14 protein-coding genes and 2 pseudogenes are annotated in these 19265 nt (G+C 42.8%); 11 read left to right on the top strand and 5 right to left on the bottom strand.

Annotated features, from left to right (window positions below):
* Window positions 1–202: 202 nt before the first annotated feature.
* Entirely contained in the window at window positions 203–529 is a 327-nt protein-coding gene (locus tag ISX59_RS10395) for a helix-turn-helix transcriptional regulator (protein WP_005776397.1), read from the top strand.
* A gap of 116 nt (window positions 530–645) precedes the next feature.
* Window positions 646–1476, top strand: coding sequence for an arsenite methyltransferase (gene arsM / locus ISX59_RS10390; RefSeq protein WP_032539817.1), 831 nt, complete (start codon window positions 646–648; stop codon window positions 1474–1476).
* A gap of 113 nt (window positions 1477–1589) precedes the next feature.
* Here arsM and ISX59_RS10385 read toward each other — a convergent pair whose 3' ends face one another.
* A complete protein-coding gene (locus ISX59_RS10385) occupies window positions 1590–2852 on the bottom strand; it encodes an amidohydrolase family protein (RefSeq protein ID WP_220575885.1) in 1263 nt (420 codons plus the stop codon).
* Window positions 2853–3303: 451 nt separating this feature from the next.
* On the opposite strand from ISX59_RS10385, the gene ISX59_RS10380 reads away from it, so the two are divergent.
* Window positions 3304–4959, top strand: a complete 1656-nt coding sequence (locus tag ISX59_RS10380) for a hypothetical protein (protein WP_032539816.1) — start codon at window positions 3304–3306, stop codon at window positions 4957–4959.
* Between the two features lie 25 nt (window positions 4960–4984).
* Window positions 4985–6574 (top strand): hypothetical protein, encoded by a 1590-nt coding sequence (locus ISX59_RS10375; protein WP_215907894.1) that lies wholly within the window; start codon window positions 4985–4987, stop codon window positions 6572–6574.
* A 158-nt stretch (window positions 6575–6732) separates the two neighbouring features.
* On the opposite strand, the gene ISX59_RS10370 is transcribed toward ISX59_RS10375, so the two are convergent.
* The gene (locus ISX59_RS10370) at window positions 6733–6939 is read right to left on the bottom strand and encodes a hypothetical protein (RefSeq protein WP_005809105.1); all 207 of its coding nucleotides are present in this window, start codon (window positions 6937–6939) and stop codon (window positions 6733–6735) included.
* 216 nt (window positions 6940–7155) lie between these two features.
* The gene (locus ISX59_RS10365) at window positions 7156–7704 is read right to left on the bottom strand and encodes a hypothetical protein (RefSeq protein ID WP_220575884.1); all 549 of its coding nucleotides are present in this window, start codon (window positions 7702–7704) and stop codon (window positions 7156–7158) included.
* Window positions 7705–7906: 202 nt separating this feature from the next.
* On the opposite strand from ISX59_RS10365, the gene lpdA reads away from it, so the two are divergent.
* Together lpdA and ISX59_RS10355 are read left to right on the top strand one after the other, a co-directional pair.
* Window positions 7907–9256 carry a dihydrolipoyl dehydrogenase gene (gene lpdA, locus ISX59_RS10360; RefSeq protein WP_220575883.1) on the top strand — a complete coding sequence of 450 codons (1350 nt, stop codon included), beginning with the start codon at window positions 7907–7909 and terminating at the stop codon, window positions 9254–9256.
* A complete protein-coding gene (locus ISX59_RS10355) occupies window positions 9256–9957 on the top strand; it encodes a lipoate--protein ligase family protein (protein WP_220575882.1) in 702 nt (233 codons plus the stop codon). Before lpdA ends, ISX59_RS10355 begins: the two co-directional genes overlap by 1 nt.
* Window positions 9958–9982: 25 nt before the next feature.
* Here ISX59_RS10355 and ISX59_RS10350 read toward each other — a convergent pair whose 3' ends face one another.
* On the bottom strand, window positions 9983–12427 hold the full coding sequence (locus ISX59_RS10350) for a PAS domain-containing hybrid sensor histidine kinase/response regulator (protein ID WP_032531873.1): 2445 nt from the start codon (window positions 12425–12427) through the stop codon (window positions 9983–9985).
* Between the two features lie 331 nt (window positions 12428–12758).
* On the opposite strand from ISX59_RS10350, the pseudogene ISX59_RS21425 reads away from it, so the two are divergent.
* The 4 genes and pseudogenes from ISX59_RS21425 to ISX59_RS10335 all read left to right on the top strand — a co-directional run.
* A pseudogene (locus tag ISX59_RS21425) lies at window positions 12759–12926 on the top strand (biotin/lipoyl-containing protein); the annotation flags it as partial.
* 198 nt (window positions 12927–13124) lie between these two features.
* Window positions 13125–14117 (top strand): annotated as a pseudogene (locus ISX59_RS10345) (dihydrolipoamide acetyltransferase family protein); the annotation flags it as partial.
* 32 nt (window positions 14118–14149) lie between these two features.
* Window positions 14150–16186, top strand: a complete 2037-nt coding sequence (locus ISX59_RS10340; protein WP_220575881.1) for a thiamine pyrophosphate-dependent enzyme — start codon at window positions 14150–14152, stop codon at window positions 16184–16186.
* Between the two features lie 16 nt (window positions 16187–16202).
* Complete coding sequence (locus ISX59_RS10335) at window positions 16203–16712, top strand: flavodoxin (RefSeq protein WP_005776411.1); 510 nt, start codon at window positions 16203–16205, stop codon at window positions 16710–16712.
* Window positions 16713–16879: 167 nt separating this feature from the next.
* Here ISX59_RS10335 and prmA read toward each other — a convergent pair whose 3' ends face one another.
* Window positions 16880–17722 carry a 50S ribosomal protein L11 methyltransferase gene (gene prmA, locus ISX59_RS10330; protein ID WP_220575880.1) on the bottom strand — a complete coding sequence of 281 codons (843 nt, stop codon included), beginning with the start codon at window positions 17720–17722 and terminating at the stop codon, window positions 16880–16882.
* Window positions 17723–17931: 209 nt separating this feature from the next.
* On the opposite strand from prmA, the gene ISX59_RS10325 reads away from it, so the two are divergent.
* Window positions 17932–19254 (top strand): hypothetical protein, encoded by a 1323-nt coding sequence (locus ISX59_RS10325; protein ID WP_195316581.1) that lies wholly within the window; start codon window positions 17932–17934, stop codon window positions 19252–19254.
* Window positions 19255–19265 lie beyond the last annotated feature (11 nt).

The raw sequence follows: 19265 nt of genomic DNA, 5'->3' as shown, positions 1-19265 counted from the left end.
TATTTAAGAGGTAGGGGCTCTGGAAGTTTTTATTTCAGAGCCCTTTTTACGTGTATTGTTATCTTTCTTTGAAATAAATATAGTTGGTTTTGGAGACCGGTATAAGATATTCTTAATCATTCCTAAAAAGAACCTGCTTCGTTTTGTCAATTCAGAATCTGTTCGTAGTTTTGCGAACAATAAACAATGGGAGAATGATAAAGTGAAAACAAAGCAGTACACAGAAAAGCAGGAGCAGCTTGCCCGCTTTGCCAAGGCTATGGGACATCCGGCGAGGATTGCTATCCTTAGTTTCTTAGCGAAACAGGATAGTTGTTATTTCGGGGATATCCATGAAGAGTTGCCTATTGCCAAGGCAACCGTCTCACAGCATTTAAAAGAACTGAAAGATGCAGGATTAATTCAGGGAGAAATAGAAGCGCCTAAAGTTCGGTATTGCATCAACCGTGAGAACTGGGAGTTTGCCCGGTTGTTATTCGTAGAGTTTTTAAACGATTGCACCTGTACCGGGACATCATGTTGTGGGTAAAGGGATTTTTTTTACGAAAGATGTTCGTGTATTTACGAACAGATATTCTTGCAATAGGGCTTTAATGAAGAGTATCGGATACGGAAGATTATAGTATGATTAAAAATAAGAACAAGATGGAAAAGAATCAGATAAAAAACAATCAAGATTTAAAGGAGTTAGTGAAACAACGTTATAGTGAGCTCGCTCTGAATGCAGAAGAGCTGAAAGGTTGCTGTTGCGGTAGAAACCCTTTGGCTGCTTCAAAAAAAGTATTTACCATAATGAGTGAGGACTATACAAATTTGAAAGGTTATGAACCTGATGCGGATTTAGGGGTCGGCTGTGGATTACCTACACAATATGCCAATATTAGTGAAGGTGATACAGTGGTTGATTTAGGTTCGGGAGCAGGGAATGATTGCTTTATTGCCCGTGCGGAAGTAGGTGAAAGCGGTAAGGTCATTGGTATTGACTTTTCCCCTCAAATGATAACAAAAGCACGTAACAACGCACTTAAACGGGGATATGCCAATGTGGAGTTCTTGGAAGGTGATATAGAGAATATGCCTTTACTGGATAATACGGCAGACGTCGTTGTGAGCAACTGTGTACTTAATCTGCTTCCTGAAAAGAATATTATTTTCAAAGAGATTTATCGTGTGCTGAAGCCTGGCGGACATTTCTGTATATCCGATGTTGTACTTAATGGAACATTCCCCAAAAAGTTTACTGATAATGCGGCGATGTATGCAGGGTGCATCGCAAGTGCTATTCAAAAGGAAGATTATTTGCAGGAGATAGAAAAGGCCGACTTTGTGGATATTCGTATTGCGAGGACTAAAACGGTTCTTATTCCTGACGCAGTGTTATATGAACATCTGGATGAAGACACGATCCGAAAGTATAAATCCGGAAATGTCGGGATTTACTCAATTACAGTAACGGGAGAAAAACGATCTGTGTAATATGCGGATTCTTAATTCTTTCCGTTTAAATGGATATAATTCCGGTTATCGCTGATTCTGCGTTAACCGGAATTTTATTTGGAGGGGAGTCGGGCTTTTCTACGTGAGGACTATTAAATTTTATTCTTGTATATTGTTCCTCCCTTCATAATCATTGCGAAATTTCTTTCCGGATCGCCCAGTAGTGTAATGTCTTTCAGTACATCTCCATCTACCAAGATTAAATCGGCCCAGGCTCCTTCTTCTATACTGCCTAACTTTCCTGGATAGGGGTTTCTTGCACCAGATAAGGCCAGTAACTCCGCATTATCATGTGTCACCATTTTAAGAATTTCAAAATTGCTGAACCATTCCTGTAATTTGAGGATACCTTGATTCTGATTTTTCGTATTGGCCGGATTGAATAGTAAATCTGTTCCCCATGCCAACTTGACCTTATATTTCTTTGCCAGTTGATATGTCTGGTCTGTACCCTGAACTACTAAAGCATGTTTCTCCTGCTGTTCTTTCGTAGGGAACTGATTATCTCCCAAAGTGAAAGGCTGCATACTGAGCCATATCTCTTTCTCCGCAATCAGTTCCATAGTCGTCTCATCAATCAGATGTCCGTGCTCAATACTTTTTACTCCCGCATGGATAGCTCGTTGAATAGCTCTGGGCACATAGACATGCACCATTACATAGGTTCCCGCATCTTCTGCCGCTTTGACAGCAGCATGAATTTCTTCTTCAAAAAACTGTGTGTCTTCCAACCGATCGTATAGGGAAGCAACTCCGCCACCTGTCATCAACTTGATCTGGCTGGCTCCCAAGCGGAGATTGTTGCGTGCGGCAACAGTTACGGCATCCACTCCATCGGCAATAATGGCAGCACCGATCTCTTCCGTATGCGTTAATCCGCAACAATCGAATGGACGCGGTTCGTCATACACCGCTCTGAAATCTCCATGTCCTCCTGTCTGAGAGATAAGGGAACCGCTTGGATAGATACGTGGTCCGGAAAGAATATCTTCATCAATGGCCCGTTTTAGTCCGAAGACCGGACCACCGGCATCCCTGATGGTCGTAAATCCGCGTAGTAGCGTGGCCTCTGCTTCCTGTCCGGCTTTGAATTGTGTATAAGCGGTGTCAGCAGTCAGCAGATCCATCATTGTATTGCATGACATATAAGCATGCCAGTGTGCATCGATTAGTCCGGGCATCAGGAATTTTCCCTTTCCGTCTATGATAGTGGGATTACTAATTCCGTCTGTAGGGATCGGAGTTTCTGAAATGGCTTTAATCCGGCTGTTTTCTATCAGTACATTTCCCCGGATAGTCTGCTCGTGGCTGCCATCGAATATTTGAACGTTATTGATTAAAATACTTTTATCCATGATACATCGTGAATGGGTGAATACTGGTGGTATAACCCGTGAGGGAAGGTATTGGTTTACTTACCGGGATGATAAACTTCGTTAACCGGGAAATACTGCGTCTGTATTCTAAAAAACTTTACTAAATATGGAGCGCCCTTCTGTCTGATGATTTTGATTACTCTATATGCTGTTTTATGTCTTGTCATTATTAAAATAGAATATTTTTCTTGTCCGGAATAATTAAAATGACCTAATTAGAAAGTTCTAATAACTTTCCACATTGTACTATTTACAGTACTTTCATGCATAGATTACTTCTTTTTGATAGACTGTACATTAACCTTAATTGCTGTTGATTTGAACCTATTCTTTTTGCTGTACGTTCTCTTTTTATAGACGAAGTAATTGAACCCGTCACATTTCAGCCGGTAAATGTGGCATATTGTCTCACTATTAAACACATATGGATATGAAAACTTTATTCATTTTTCTATTTGTTTTGCTTGCATTCTACTCCTGCGATACGGACGAACCGATCAGTGCAGAGGATTTATCGGCTGCAACCGTTACGAATATGGATGATGTCGATGTAGCTTCCCGTCCGGGAAACTACTTAATCTGGCTCAATGGAACGAGTGCGGAAACAAAGAAAGTTGCAGTTCGACTGCAAACCGTGAACCACTACGACAAGATGATATCTTTTAATGATCTACCCGGTACAGATAAGCTGGCAACGTTGGAATCTATGGCAAAAGATACATTGAACGACCTGACAATTGTAGGCAATGTCGCTGACTTTTTAGCAGGTACTTATAATTTTGAAATGATACAGGATATCCGTCACAATCGTCAGGGAGTGATTTTAATAGCCAAAGATGGTAAGGAGGAAGATTTGAAGGAACAGATGCTGAAACTTTTCGGACTTTATGTAGATAAAGGGTATTATAAAGTTAGCTTCCCGCGCGAGCAGCGTTATGCTTATTATGACACAAATGATCCGGACGCTTTGAAGAAACTCTGTGGCACGAATGGTCTTAACCCCCATACCCGTAGTATGCTTTCTTCTCCCGGCCCAACGGATGATCCTTCTGCCCCTGAAGTTACCGAACGGGCTTTGCATGCTATGAAGAAAATTTATATCAGTAACCGGTTCTATGTTTATACCAGTGATTACAAGTATCATATGACTGGATATGAAACGCTGTTACCTTATACTGCTGAAACAAGGAATTATGCTCCAAGGGAAGATAAAAGGTATGATGGGATGGTTGACAGAGAATGGACTATTGATGCTTATAATTTACGCATTTATGCGCCAACCAATGGAGATAATATGCTTGCTGTTTACAGTTCGGGTGGCAACGGATTTTCTAACAGGCTCGATAATTCATTGGTATCTTTGAATAATCCACCCATGTATGAACTTTGGGCACTGATATGGGGATTACGGAATAATGCTTATACAAAGATTAATATCCGTGACGACGAACAGTCTCAATTAGATCTCAAATTGGTTGATTTTGCACCAGGACTGCCGCAAACCGAGAGTACCATTGAACATGCGTATGAAAAGAGTGTAGGGTTTGATTTGGGAGCGAGTCCTGTTTTAAAGGGTGAGTATCGTTGGGGAAAGTCTATCATCTATCAGCTGGCGGAAATGACCCGTGAAGTGACCCGTACGATTACCGATACTGAGATGGATTATTGCTGGAAATGGTATCCTGAAATCCTTTTCAAGGGGAATAAAGCAATGAAAGCAGATGGTATGATCGATGGGGTTGCCATGATTTCGCCCGCATGGTATGATATTCTCTACAACCATGTGGCGGGAACCCCGGGCACGGATAATGTTTTTTGCGATTATAACAATGACTTGCAGTTTAACCAGAATTTGCTCAATTACAATCAGGAGTGTGCTATTACTGCTCGTACAACCGGCGCGTCGGCGGGTGTTGTAGCCATTGAAATAACTGACGGAATGGTGTTACAGCGCGGAGGAGCCTGGTTCACGAGTTGGGGAGCTGCAGTGATTCATCCTTTGCCAAGTAGTGCCGGCACTGCTTATGATGCCACAGTAGATGTGCATAAAACAACTACGGTGTGGATTGACTATAATAACTGGTAAAACGAACCATTAAAAAAAGATTATTATGAAAACAAAAATGATATATGTGCTACTTCTGTTCTCAAGCATTCTTTTAGGGGCATGTGTTAGGGATATTATCGATGATGTTCCGGTGCCTGATGAAGATAATGAGATCGATAAGAAAGATGTAGTCTTGGTACGCATGGGAACTGATGATGCGGAAGTGAAAGATATTACTTCCCGTTTGTTCAACAACATTCCCACTTCCTGGGAAATAGGGAAAAAGACAATTGTGGACTATGATAAGATGACAAATCCTGAGACAGAACTCGATGCCGATATCAAGAATCCGGATATCTATGTGACGGTTATCCTGAATATCAAAGATGTTGTTTCCGGTAAATATCCGGTCTCTCTGTTCCGCATGCTGAAGTTCTATAAGAGAGATTTCTATGTTATTGCCACTCAGGATACTCCGGAACAAAAGAACGAAATGCTTTCATTAATAGGAGTTTATATGGAGCCGGGTTATTATGCCATTAATTATGATAATGTGCAGCATTACCGAATCTTTCCTTCTGCCGATCCATATGCCAAAAACAATATGATTGGTAAGGGAGCGGCCTCTTTCAACCAGCAACTGTTGACCCGTTCTGCGGATATTTTGCCCAAAGGTACCGATCCGGATCCTGCATATAATGCACAAATGGCAGATAAGGAGGCTTTGAAGCGGATAGAAATTTATAACCGTATCTACGGTTATGCTCAGGGGGATATGAACTATTCCATGCAGGCGGTTCCTTATAAGATGAAAGAGGGGGCAGCACCCGATGTGATTATAGATAACTCCTGGGCGATAGATGCCTATAACTTCCAGATATACAGTAAGAACAACAATTGTATATTGAGTATAACGAACGACGCGGGAAATGGTTTCACTGCTAATATCAAAGACTATACAACGCCCAAAGGAGCCAATGTCTATGCTTACATCTGGAACCTGATGCGGGAAGCCTCCAGTGAGATCACTGTCCATTCGGATGGGGGTATTTTCCGGGAAATCAGTTATCAGCCGCAAACGGTGAATCATGGAACCAACTATACAGAGAATTCTTTTTGGAAAGTATCTGTATCCGTATCACCTGCTGAACTGGAAGAAAAACCTTGGAAGGCTTTCAAAGTATCGTTTGGCAAGGAATCGTCTACTGAAATATCTTATAAAACATTGTCGATGGATTACTCTTGTAAAGGACAATATGGCAATGGGCTATACAGTAAGCTCTGGCAGTTTATTCCCGGAGAGTTTTATGATAGAGCAGAAGCCTTTGTTTACGAAACGAGCGAGGGGTTGCGGTGGATTGATGCTGCGCAGGCAATGACTCCCAATTATGTAACATGGGGGGGCTGGACTCTTCGCCAGAATTATCTGGCTCACATCAACAATAGTATGAAGCTCCATCGGCAGCAGTGTATTTATTCTCTGGAAGCTGATGCGCAACCCGGAGTTGTTTCTGTTGCCATTACCGATGCTATCAATTTGCAAAAGACTTATGTGCATTATAACTGTGGTATTCGCTATGGACACGATTCGGCTAAAACGGATCTCAAAATGTCGAAGATGGTTTGGATTGATTTCGGGCAGTGGGACAATTGAAACATCTAATTAATACGGAAACAGTTATGCGAAATCTCTGTTACAATACGGATATGTGTAGCCCTTATATACCTTATTCAGATGAGAAGTGAAGTGTTTCAGTCGGTCGCCATCTCCCCGGAAAGGAGGTGGCGACATTGTCTGTAAATGTTGCTTTTTTAAATCTTTGTTAATTGCTTGGGTGAGCCATGCCAGGAACACCCCAAGCAATATACTTCCGTAAAGTCGAATCCCTCAGTTGAGGCTTCCGGATATTTGGGGACTACTGTTCCATTTTGGGTGATGTATACTAATAACCGCTCTCCTTGGCTGTTTTTTACGTACATACCAGCGATTTTGCACTGGGGACAGAGTAATTTCTTCATATTACTAAAAATGGATTCTTTGATAAAATGTTATTTTATAATTGTTTTTATCTGTATGCCTATAAATCGGATGACATTCAACAAGCTCTTTAGATATCAGCTCTCTGCAAATATGAATAGCAGATTTAGTAAAACTACTTCTATCTAATTATTTTGAGAAGAGATATTCCTATTCTTTGGTTATCTGCCAAAGATTTTTCTGTGGTCTGCCATCACTTATTGATCGCATTTCAACAGGGCTTGCCTATAAATAATTTTTCTATTTGGAATATCATAAATTTCGGTGACCGAACCCTTCTTTTTACCCTGTTCTGATATATATTTATCCAGCGCAGGATATACTTTGATAAAACCAATAAATATGGAAAGCCCGTTTTTGAGTGGAAGTTCAGCTGTTGCATAGTCTTCTGACGGTAGAACTTTTATTTTGTACATGCATTCGTTGATAGACAAACGGTTAGTGTCTTTAGACTCAATGATGCAACCGATTTCCGAACGTAGCTTATCCTTGGCTATTTCTTTCGGATTATCATAAAAGATACCTATGCCTCTGTTGGCTTCTATTTTAAGTTTGTGTAACAAGTAATAATAGATCTTGTTGGTTATTGCTTTAGTCTGTTTATAGTCGCCTGTTACTTCTTGGTAGACAATAGTTTCTCCACCGGACTTTTGGGTACTTACTTTAATCTCGGAGAATCCGTCCAAGTAAGCATAGAGCCCCAGCAATAATACTAAAAGGATTATGATTAACATCAACAGTGTCATTTCTTCTTTTTATTAATGATAATGTTATGACCATTTTTAATGGATGCTGCAAAAGTACATATTTCCTTCTTATGTTTATGGTAAAAAAGCGACTTGTTACTTTTGTTCTCCTTCTTCATATGAAAGATACGGGATCAACTTAAAACTAAGCTCTATCCTTTTTTGTTGTTAATAGTAGGAATAACTTAAAAATTATACGATTATGAAATATGATATAGCTATCATTGGCGGGGGACCCGCTGGATATACCGCTGCCGAGCGGGCAGGAGCAAACGGATTACGTGCCGTTTTGTTTGAGAAAAAAGCAATGGGTGGCGTGTGTCTCAATGAGGGATGTATTCCTACGAAGGCATTACTCTATTCTGCCAAGATACTTGATAGCATCAAGAGTGCCCCGAAATATGGTGTCTCTGTAGATAGTGCTCCCACATTTGATATGGAAAAAATGATTAACCGGAAAAATAAGACGGTACAGAAACTGACGGGTGGGGTAAGAATGACGGTGAACTCTTACGGAGTGACCATTATAGATAAAGAAGCAGTGATAGAAGGTGAGGGTGAAAATGGTTTCCGCATCCATTGTGACGGAGATGTTTATGAGGCGACCTATCTGATGGTTTGTACAGGATCGGATACAGTGATTCCTCCTATAAAGGGGCTTTCGGATATAGATTACTGGACTTCGCGTGAAGCATTGGATAGTACCGTTCTTCCCTCTTCACTTGCCATTATCGGTGGAGGAGTAATCGGAATGGAATTTGCCTCATTCTTTAACAGTATGGGCGTCAGGGTACGGGTTATCGAGATGATGCCGGAAATTCTCGGGGCAATGGATAAAGAAACCAGTGCCATGTTGCGTGGAGACTATACAAAGAAAGGTATAAACTTCTATTTGAATACAAAAGTAACAGAAGTGAGTGATAAAGGGGTGACAGTGGAGAAGGATGGAAAGAACTCGTTTATTGAAGCCGACCGGATATTGGTAAGTGTAGGTCGGAAAGCTAATATCACTCAGGTAGGATTGGATAAACTGAATATCGAATTACACCGGAACGGTGTAGTAGTGGATGAACATATGTTGACCTCTCATCCACGTGTATATGCTTGTGGTGATATTACCGGTTATTCACTGTTGGCACATACCGCTATCCGTGAGGCAGAGGTGGCTGTTAACCATATTTTGGGTATAGATGATTCAATGAATTATAATTGTGTTCCCGGTGTGGTTTATACTAATCCTGAACTTGCCGGCGTTGGTAAAACAGAGGAAGAATTGATGGCTAAGGGTATTTACTATCGGGTACAGAAGCTCCCAATGGCTTATTCGGGACGTTTTGTTGCCGAGAATGAATTAGGTAACGGACTCTGCAAACTGATTATCGATCATAATGATCGAATTATCGGTTGTCACATGCTGGGTAATCCGGCTTCGGAAATTATTGTCGTGGCGGGCATTGCTATCCAACGGGGCTATACGGTCGATGAATTCAGAAAGAGTGTTTTCCCACACCCGACAGTTGGTGAGATTTATCACGAAACACTGTTTGCCTGATGCGTTTCATCAACAGTTTTTCAACGGATGCCGGTTTTAACTTGGCTGCTGAGGAGTATTTGCTGAAACAGGGTACGGAAGATGTATTCATGCTTTGGCAAAGTGCTCCTTCCATAATTATCGGTAAGCATCAACGGATGGAAGCGGAAGTAAATTTAACGGTAGCAGGTGAAAAACAGATCCCTGTATTCCGCCGTTTTTCCGGTGGTGGCGCAGTATATCACGATCTGGGTAATATCAATCTTACATTTATTGAGACTACCCGCCTGGCACGTTTTGAGACTTATCTGGAGAAAACGATTATAATGCTGAGTGCTGCCGGAGTGGCAGCGACAGGTGATGAACGGTTGGGTATTTATGTCGGTGGGCGAAAGGTTTCGGGCAGTGCGCAATGTGTACATCGCAATCGCGCGATGTATCATTGCACATTGCTGTATGATACGGATTTGAAACTGCTGAATACACTGCTTGCCGTAGCCCCATCAGAGGAAAATATCAGATTACATCCTTCTGTACGTTCGGTCCGTAGTGAGGTGACGAATCTGAAAGAGTATTTTTATCCGGCTATGCCTACAGATAGGTTCCGGAATTGGATTTTCAGATATTTTGCAGAGACATCGGTCTCCGAGGGATTCAACAAGGCAGAACAAACAGTCATTAAAGAGTTGCGTAGGAACAAATACAATGCACTTGATGAATAATCATAGGATGGCCTGCAATATGATGTTAATCAAGATATTCGTGTAAAGTCTTTAGCAGAAGTTCCTTGTTTACCGGTTTTACGATATATGCGTTACAACCGGCTTCAAGTGCTGCTTCTTTGTCCGAGTTGAATGCATGTGCTGTTAAGGCGATAATGGGTAGGCTTTCATTTGTTCTTCTTATCCTTCGTGTAGCTTCCAGCCCATCGAGATGTGGCATTTTCATATCCATTAATATCAGGTCAAACTGTTCTGCCTTTGCTTTTTCTACAGCTTCGATTCCGTCCATTGCCCGATGGAGGCTATAGTTAGTGTGTTTTAATAAGGCGGTTATCAGCCGGTAGTTGCTATCGATATCTTCAGCTACTAATATTTTCTTTGGCTGGGGATCTGTCAGATCATTGAATCCGGCTGATGGTTTCTGTATAGCTCTGGATGAAGAGTCGGAGTCCGAAACTTCGATAATGTCAGTCTCTTTTGTGTCAGGTTCGCAGAACTCACATGGAATCCATGACCAGAAAGTAGATCCTACACCTTCTTTTGTCTCAAAACCTAATCGTCCACCACAGGCTTCGGTAATTGCCTTACAAATAGAAAGACCTAATCCTGTACCTTGTGCAAATTCGTCTAATTTCTCAAAGCGGTGATACACACGGGGTTTATTCTCTTCCGAAATGCCAATACCTGTATCTGACACATAGAAGCGGAGCCCTCCGTCACAACGTTCATATCCCATGCGGATAGTTCCTTTGGGAGTATATTTGATTGCATTCGTCGTGTAATTCAGCACCACTTGTGCCATTCGTTTGCTATCTAATTGTACGATACAGTGTTCGTATGGATTTTCGCAGATTAGTTTCACGTCCGGATTTGTCATTCGTTGTTGTGCCGAGTGATATAGCTCATTGAAGTAGATTGCCAAGTCGAGTTTATCTATCTTCCGGTCTACAAATCCGGCTTCAATTTTCGATAAGTCAAGTATGTCGTTAATCAAGCGCAACAGCAAGTCCGTATTTGTAGTGATAATCCGGTTAAATTCCATTTTTTCTTCTTGACTTTCAGTATTCATCAGCAAGCTTGAGAAGCCGACTATGGCATTGAGCGGTGTCCGTATTTCGTGGCTGATATTTGCCAGGAATGCCGATTTTAATTTGTCCGATTGTTCTGCACGTTCTTTGGCTTCACTTAGTTCTGAGATCAGGCGTTCGCGTTCCGAAACATCGTTAAGCCGGAGCACTACACCTTCTACCTTATCATGGCTGTTAAAAATAGGTGTAGCATAGGATTCTATCAGCCGGTTATTCAAATTGAGGACATGTCGTTCTGTTTGCCGGGAAAGCATTGCTTTTTGCATTACACAATCTTCGCAGGGAGTATTGCGACCGTATGTGGATTGATAGCAGAATGTTCCTTTCTTATAAGCTTCGTTTGAGATGCTGGTGGAGCAGGTGCCCAGGTTAGTCCATTGTACTATATGGTCAGTTGAGATATAAACCAGACCGGAATTACTGTTATTGAGTATCAGTTCGTTCTGTTGATTGGCTTTCAGGAGCGCGTCATTCAGTTTTTTCCATGACGAGATGTTACGACGGAAGCCGGTATAAACCAATACTTTTCCATTTTCATCTTTCAGAAAGGGAGTACCGCTTATGATACAGTCCTGCCAGTCGGGATCGTATGCTGTTTTCACCCGTATGGGGATCTCATAAGAAAAATCCTTTCCTTCATCCATTGCATTGATATATTCGCGGACATTGGCAAGGTCTTCGAGATGATGCATTGCGCTAATATATTCTTCGGTTGGCATCAATGCATCATTGTTATAATTGGTCACCGGATCGTTATAGGATGAAAACAAACGACTCCGGTTGTCATATCGCCAGAGTACCAGGTTTGAAGCCTGTATAGCTTCATGAGATAGCCGGATGCTTTCTTCCAGTTGCTTTGCTTGTTCATACTCTTTGGTAATGTCATTCATGATAAAAACGTAATTCTGCATTTTACCATAAGAGTCGAATACCGGTGTACCGTTACAGCTGATACGTTTTATTTCATTACTGCGGTTAGTGTTGTAGAAACCTGTATTATTCACGATAGAGAAATCATAAGGAAAGTCTATTTGTATTTTCTTCTGGTGCTGAAAAGCTTCTTTCACAGCCAGTGGAATGACGGGGTTTTTCATGATTGGTATGGAGCCAAGTAACTCTTTTTTATCGGTTACTCCGAAGATTTTGCAACTACGTTCATTCAATCCTATCAGAACTCCTTCTTTGGAATATACTTCTACACCAACAGGAAGATCACCTAAAATCGCTTCGGTACGTAGGTTTTGCAGTTTTAGTGTTTCGTAAGCATCTTGCAGTGCGTTTGCCGTACTTCGTCGGTGCCTTGACATCCGGATCAGAATGACTGATAAGATAATGACGGCACAAGATGTCAGGAGAAGCAGAAGAGTTAATAAATATGTCATATCCTTGTTACTGATTTTAGTGAAAAACGTTACAGTTTAAAAACAAGTATACAAAAATACGTAATTTTTCATTAAAGCAGTATCTTGGAAACGCTTTTTTGAGCAGTACAACCTATTATTTTTGAATTTCACTTTAAAATATTCCAAAATGTTCGCTAAGAACATTTTTGTATAATCGCCCGGTGAATTTCAGGGGGAGTGATGGGGGCTTTATCAGTTACTTGGCAATCTTCTTTTTTCAAGCTATTACTTAAAAAAAACACTAACTTAAAACATTCTTTTTCAAAATCTTGTTCTACTTAAACAAGTGAAAGAATAAATAATTGTATGTATGGCAAGATTCGAAATAAAAATGCCCAAACTGGGCGAAAGTATTACCGAAGGAACCATTCTGTCATGGTCGGTACAAGTGGGCGACAGGATCAATGAAGATGATGTGCTTTTTGAAGTAAACACCGCTAAGGTGAGTGCGGAGATCCCTTCTCCCGTTTCCGGAAAGGTGGTGGAGATATTGTTTAAAGAAGGTGATACTGTGCCCGTGGGCACTGTAGTTGCTATTGTAGATATGGATGGAGAAGACTCCGTAGAAACATCGGAAACTGAAGGTTCCGCGGAAGATACATCTGTTTCCGAAGCGGCGGAAGTTTCAAGTGCCGCGTCTGCTCCGAATGTGAAAGCGGAAACTACTGTCTCGAAAGTAGAACGTTGGTACTCACCGGCAGTGCTCCAACTGGCACGGGAGGCAAAGATTCCCCAGGAAGAACTGGATGCGATCCCCGGGACAGGTTATGAAGGACGGTTAAGTAAAAAAGATATCCGTCATTATATTGAAATGAAAAAAGGTGCTCCGGTTGCCGATGCCCCTGTTGCGGTGTCTTCAGCGGTTAAGGTGAACACTCCTGCTTCTTCACCTGCGACTCCGGTTGCTGCTGAAATGCCAAAGAAACCTGTAGCTGTGGCTTCCCAGTCCCTCAGCCCCTCTGTTTCGGACGCATCGGTAGAGGTGAAAGAGATGGATCGTGTTCGTCGCATTATCGCCGACCATATGGTGATGTCGAAGAAAGTTTCTCCGCATGTGACCAACGTGGTTGAAGTCGATGTCACCCGGTTGGTTCGCTGGCGTGAAAAGAATAAGGATGTCTTCTTCCGTCGTGAAGGGGTGAAACTGACTTATATGCCTGCTATTGCTGAGGCTACGGCACAGGCATTGGCTGCCTATCCGCAAGTGAATGTGTCTGTGGATGGATATAACATTCTGTATAAGAAACATATTAATGTCGGCATTGCGGTTTCTCAGGATGACGGAAACCTGATTGTCCCTGTGATTCACGACGCTGATCGCCTGAATCTTAACGGACTTGCCGTAGCTATCGATTCGTTGGCGAAAAAGGCCCGGGTGAATAAGCTGATGCCCGATGATATTGACGGAGGTACGTTTACAATTACCAATTTCGGCACTTTTAAGATGTTGTTCGGTACGCCGATCATTAACCAGCCGCAGGTAGCAATACTTGGCGTGGGAGTTATCGAAAAAAAGCCGGCCGTAGTGGAGACTCCCGAAGGCGATGTGATTGCCATTCGTCATAAGATGTACTTGTCGCTCTCTTACGATCATCGGGTGGTGGATGGTTCGTTGGGAGGTAACTTCCTGCATTTCATTGCCGATTATCTGGAGAACTGGAAAGAGTGACTGCTGTGTGAAACTAACTAAAAAGATTGAAAATGAAGAAATATGATATAAAAACCACTGACGAACAGACCCTCCGCAAGTGGTATCATTTGATGACCCTGGGTCGCGCTCTCGATGAGAAAGCACCCGCCTATCTGCTGCAATCCCTTGGCTGGTCTTATCATGCTCCTTATGCCGGACATGACGGTATCCAACTCGCTATAGGGCAGGTCTTTACCCTTGGTGAAGACTATCTTTTCCCTTACTACCGGGATATGCTTACGGTTCTTTCTGCCGGAATGACACCGGAGGAACTGATTTTGAACGGAATTTCGAAAGCTACCGATCCGGGCAGTGCCGGACGTCATATGTCCAATCACTTTGCCAAACCGGAATGGCACATCGAGAATATCTCTTCTGCTACCGGCACACATGATCTTCATGCGGCAGGCGTGGGACGCGCCATGGTATATTATGGACATAAAGGTGTAGCGATCACTTCACACGGAGAGTCCGCCACTTCCGAAGGCTTTGTCTATGAAGCCATCAACGGTGCCAGTAACGAACGTCTTCCGGTGATCTTTGTGTTTCAGGACAACGGTTACGGCATTTCTGTTCCCAAAAAGGATCAGACAGCCAACCGTAAAGTGGCCGATAATTTCTCCGGTTTTAAGAATCTCCGTATCATCCATTGCAATGGGAAAGATGTGTTCGACTCGATGAATGCCATGACCGAAGCTCGTGAGTTTGCTATTGCCAATCGTACTCCGGTCATTGTCCATGCTAATTGTGTCCGTATCGGTTCGCACTCCAATTCGGATAAGCATACGCTTTATCGTGACGAAAACGAGTTGGCTTATGTGAAAGAGGCCGATCCGTTGATGAAATTCCGCCGCATGCTATTGCGCTATAAACGCCTGACAGAGGAAGATCTCCAGCAAATAGAGGCTGCCGCTAAAAAGGAACTTGCCGCAGCCAATCGTAAGGCCTTGGCTGCTCCCGATCCGAAACCGGAAAGTATTTATGATTTTGTACTTCCCGAACCTTATATCCCTCAAAAGTATAGAGACGGGCTTCCGGGACCTGTTGAAGGAGAGAAGAGTTTTATGGTGAATGCCATCAACGAAACTCTCAAAGAAGAGTTCCGTCGTAACCCCGATACATTTATTTGGGGACAGGACGTAGCCAATAAGGATAAAGGAGGTGTATTCAATGTAACCAAAGGTATGCAGCAAGAGTTTGGTGATGCACGTGTATTCAGTGCCCCGATTGCTGAAGACTATATTGTGGGAACCGCTAACGGTATGTGTCGCTTCGACCCTAAAATACATGTTGTTATCGAAGGAGCTGAGTTTGCCGACTATTTTTGGCCAGCCGTAGAACAGTACGTGGAGTGTACGCACGAGTATTGGCGTAGTAACGGTAAGTTTACTCCTAATATAACACTTCGTCTGGCTTCCGGTGGTTACATTGGCGGTGGATTGTATCATTCGCAGAATCTCGAAGGGGCTCTTACGACTTTACCCGGTGCCCGCATCGTTTGTCCGTCGTTTGCCGACGATGCTGCCGGATTACTCCGTACCAGTATGCGTTCCAAAGGTTTCACTCTTTATCTGGAGCCGAAAGCACTTTACAACTCAGTAGAGGCTGCTGCTGTTGTGCCCGAAGAGTTTGAAGTTCCTTTTGGTAAAGCCCGTATCCGTCGTGAAGGAACCGACCTGACTGTAGTTACTTACGGGAATACGACTCATTTCTGCCTGAACGTAGCCGAACGTCTTGCTCAGGAGGGGTTGGGCTGTGTCGAAGTCATCGATCTCCGTTCGTTGATCCCATTGGATAAAGAGGCTATTTTTGCCTCTGTGCGGAAAACCAGTAAAGTATTGGTTGTACATGAAGATAAAGTCTTCTCCGGTTTCGGTGCTGAGATTGCCGCGCAGATTGCCGAAGAGATGTTCCGTTATCTGGATGCTCCGGTACAGCGTATTGGCTCCACCTTTACTCCGGTGGGTTTCAATCCGATATTGGAGCGTGCCATCCTGCCGAATGATGAAAAGATATATAAAGCAGCCAAAGAGTTGCTGGAATTTTAATTAAAAGCAAGCAATCATGAAAAAGATAGGAATATTTTATGCTGCCAAAGCTGATAAAACCTCTTGGGTAGCTGAAAAGATACAAAAGGAATTCGGTGCTTCCGCCGAGTCTGTGGCTATCGAAAATGCCTGGCAAAACGATTTTGAGGCTTATGACAACTTTATTGTCGGAGCTTCCACGTGGTTCGATGGTGAGTTGCCCACTTATTGGGACGAACTACTTCCCGAACTCCGTACTCTTCAGTTGAAAGGGAAGAAAGTTGCCATCTTCGGACTTGGCGACCAAGTGAAATATCCTGAAAACTTTGCCGATGGTATTGGTATTCTTGCCGAAGTATTTGAGAATGACGGAGCCACACTTGTTGGTTTCACCTCTATTGACGGATATAGTTTCGAACGCTCACGGTCTTTGCGGGATGAAAAGTGGTGTGGACTGGTTATTGATATTGAAAATCAGTCGGAAATGACTGATAAACGAATAAAAGACTGGTGCAAACAGGTAAAAAAAGAATTTGAGAGCCAATAAGGATCTTTCAAGAGTAACAAAGACCTTATTCGGAGGTAAGCTACGCAAATCCCACAAATATTCTAATTTTGTACCCATCAAAGAAATTAGTGGGATTTGCATTTATTGTTATGTTTCCTGCTCTTTTAGATGATTGAGCACAGGATGAATGTTCAAAGGAACTTTAATTAAAGTACAAATTTTACTGCTGCCCACCGATTCTTTTCCTGATGGTGCACAAATGTAAGTCCGTTCTTTTCCGCTTCCTGTCGGATGACCGGAATATCATCTACATAAAATCCGCTCATATATAGCTCCGATCCCGGGTGCATGCATGCTGCATACTGTTTCATGTCATTCAGTAAGATATTCCGGTTGATATTGGCTATTACTACATCGAATGGTCCTTTTCCTGCCAAAGCCGAAGCATCTCCCTGAGAAACGGCAATATCTGTCACTCCGTTCAGTTCGATGTTCTCTATCGAATTACGTACACACCATTCGTCAATATCGATGGCTGTACAAGGTTGAGCTCCCCGCATCCGTGCAAGGATGGCCAGGATTGAAGTTCCGCATCCCATATCCAGCAAGGACTTACCGGTTAGCTCACTATCTAACAGTTCACCGATAATCAGGCTGGTTGTTTCATGGTGACCCGTCCCGAAAGCCATCTGCGGATTGATCACGATGTCATATTCCGCTTTGGGCACGTCTTGATGGAATGTACTATGAATCACACAACGGTTTCCGATCACAATGGGCTGAAAGAAATTCTTTTCCCACTCTTCGTTCCAGTTTTTATCTTCAGCTTCGGTAAATACATAAGTAATTTCCGTATCCGGTATCGGGAAGTTTGCCAGTTCAGTTTTCAGCGTCTCTTCATTGTAGAGTGATTGTTGAATATAAGCAGTCAGTCCGCCTTCCCGTTCGACAAAACTTTCAAATCCGGCCTCACCCAACACGGCAGCCAGTACATCATTCACCGTTTCGGTGCAAGGATGGGTATCAAAAGTGAACTCAAAGTACTTCATAAGTGTTTTTTTATTTGCAAAAGTACGATTTAAAGAGATAGAAACAAAGTAAACATTGTTTTTATCGGGTTGAGATTTGTTAAGTTAAAGAACGGCAAAATAGGGAAATCCCTATTATTGTTTGGGGAAAATCTATCCGGTAGCGTGAATACCTTGCTTATCTTTGTAACGTGAATAAAAAGATAAAGTAACCAATAAACCACGGAAATATGAAAAAGATTGTTTTATTATCGCTGTTTGCCCTGTGCCTTCCACTGGCTGTGATGGCACAAAGCAATAATGACGACCTTTATTTCGTGCCTTCTAAGGAGAAAAAGCAGGAAGCAGAAAAGACTCCTGTAAAGAAGGTACCGGAAAAAAGGACAGTCACCACGAATATTTATACGGCTCCGGGTACTACGGTAGTGGTTCAGGACCGTAAAGGAAACAAACGCGATATGCGTGATGTGGATGAGTATAACCGCCGTTACGATGCTAAAGATAATGAGTTCGCAATGGAGGACGATACATTATATGTAAAAGAAAAAGCTATCTCCGATCCGGATGGTGAATGGGTGAACGGGTTCAATGGCTCACAGGATGACTACGAGTATGCCGAACGTATCATTCGTTTCCGTAATCCTCGTTTTGCGGTGAGCATCAGCAGTCCGCTTTACTGGGACATTGTTTATGGAGCTAATTCTTGGGATTGGAATGTTTATACAGACGGTTTCTATGCTTATGCGTTCCCAACGTTTACCAACCGCTTGTGGTGGGATTGGCGTTATAACTCTTATGGTCCCGGATGGGGCTGGGGATGGGGCTGGTCTTCACCTTATTACGCCTGGGGAGGCTATTATCCCGGTTATTGGGGTGGCTACTGGGGTGGTTACTGGGGCGGCTGGTATGGCGGCGGCTACTGGGGACACCATCATCACTATCATCCCGGATGGGGTGGCGGAGGAAATTATTGGGCGAGTCATAATACTTATACCAACCGCCGTTCTTATGGTTCTTCTCGTGTTAGCACCTCTTCCAGAGTAAACGCCTCTTCTATACGGCGTACAGATTCTTATACTCGTTCAGGTAATAATATCTCTCCTTCGCGTGGCGGTGATAGCCGTATGAATTATGGCTCACGTAGAGTAATAAGTGTTCGAGATACAGAACGTCCTGATGCAACAACCCGCACGGATGCTTCTTCATCAAGAAGATCTACTTATACTCGTCCAAGTAGTACACGTAGTAGCTCTAGTTATAATAGTAACGTTCATCCGAATCGTTCTACAAACTCTGGAACATATTCAAGAAGTACTAGTAGGTCTTCTTCTACTTATACTCGTGGAAGTTCGACAACAACACCTTCTCGTTCTTATTCAAATGAAGGTACCCGTCGTTCTTATGGCTCTTCTTCATCTTCTCGAAGCTATTCCTCAGGTAGTTCTACTCGCTCTAGTAGTAGTTATTCTTCCGGTAGCAGAAGTAGTGGTAGCAGTTCTCGTTCGACAAGTGGTGGAGGTAGCTACAGCAGAAGTAGCGGTGGTCGAAGATAAGAAAATTGTGA

It is taken from the genome of Bacteroides sp. FSHCM14E1 (assembly GCF_019633785.1).
In the GTDB taxonomy this organism is placed as follows: domain Bacteria; phylum Bacteroidota; class Bacteroidia; order Bacteroidales; family Bacteroidaceae; genus Bacteroides; species Bacteroides hominis.
Note: the sequence above shows the minus strand (reverse complement) of the source record. Positions and strands in the feature narration are given on the sequence as shown.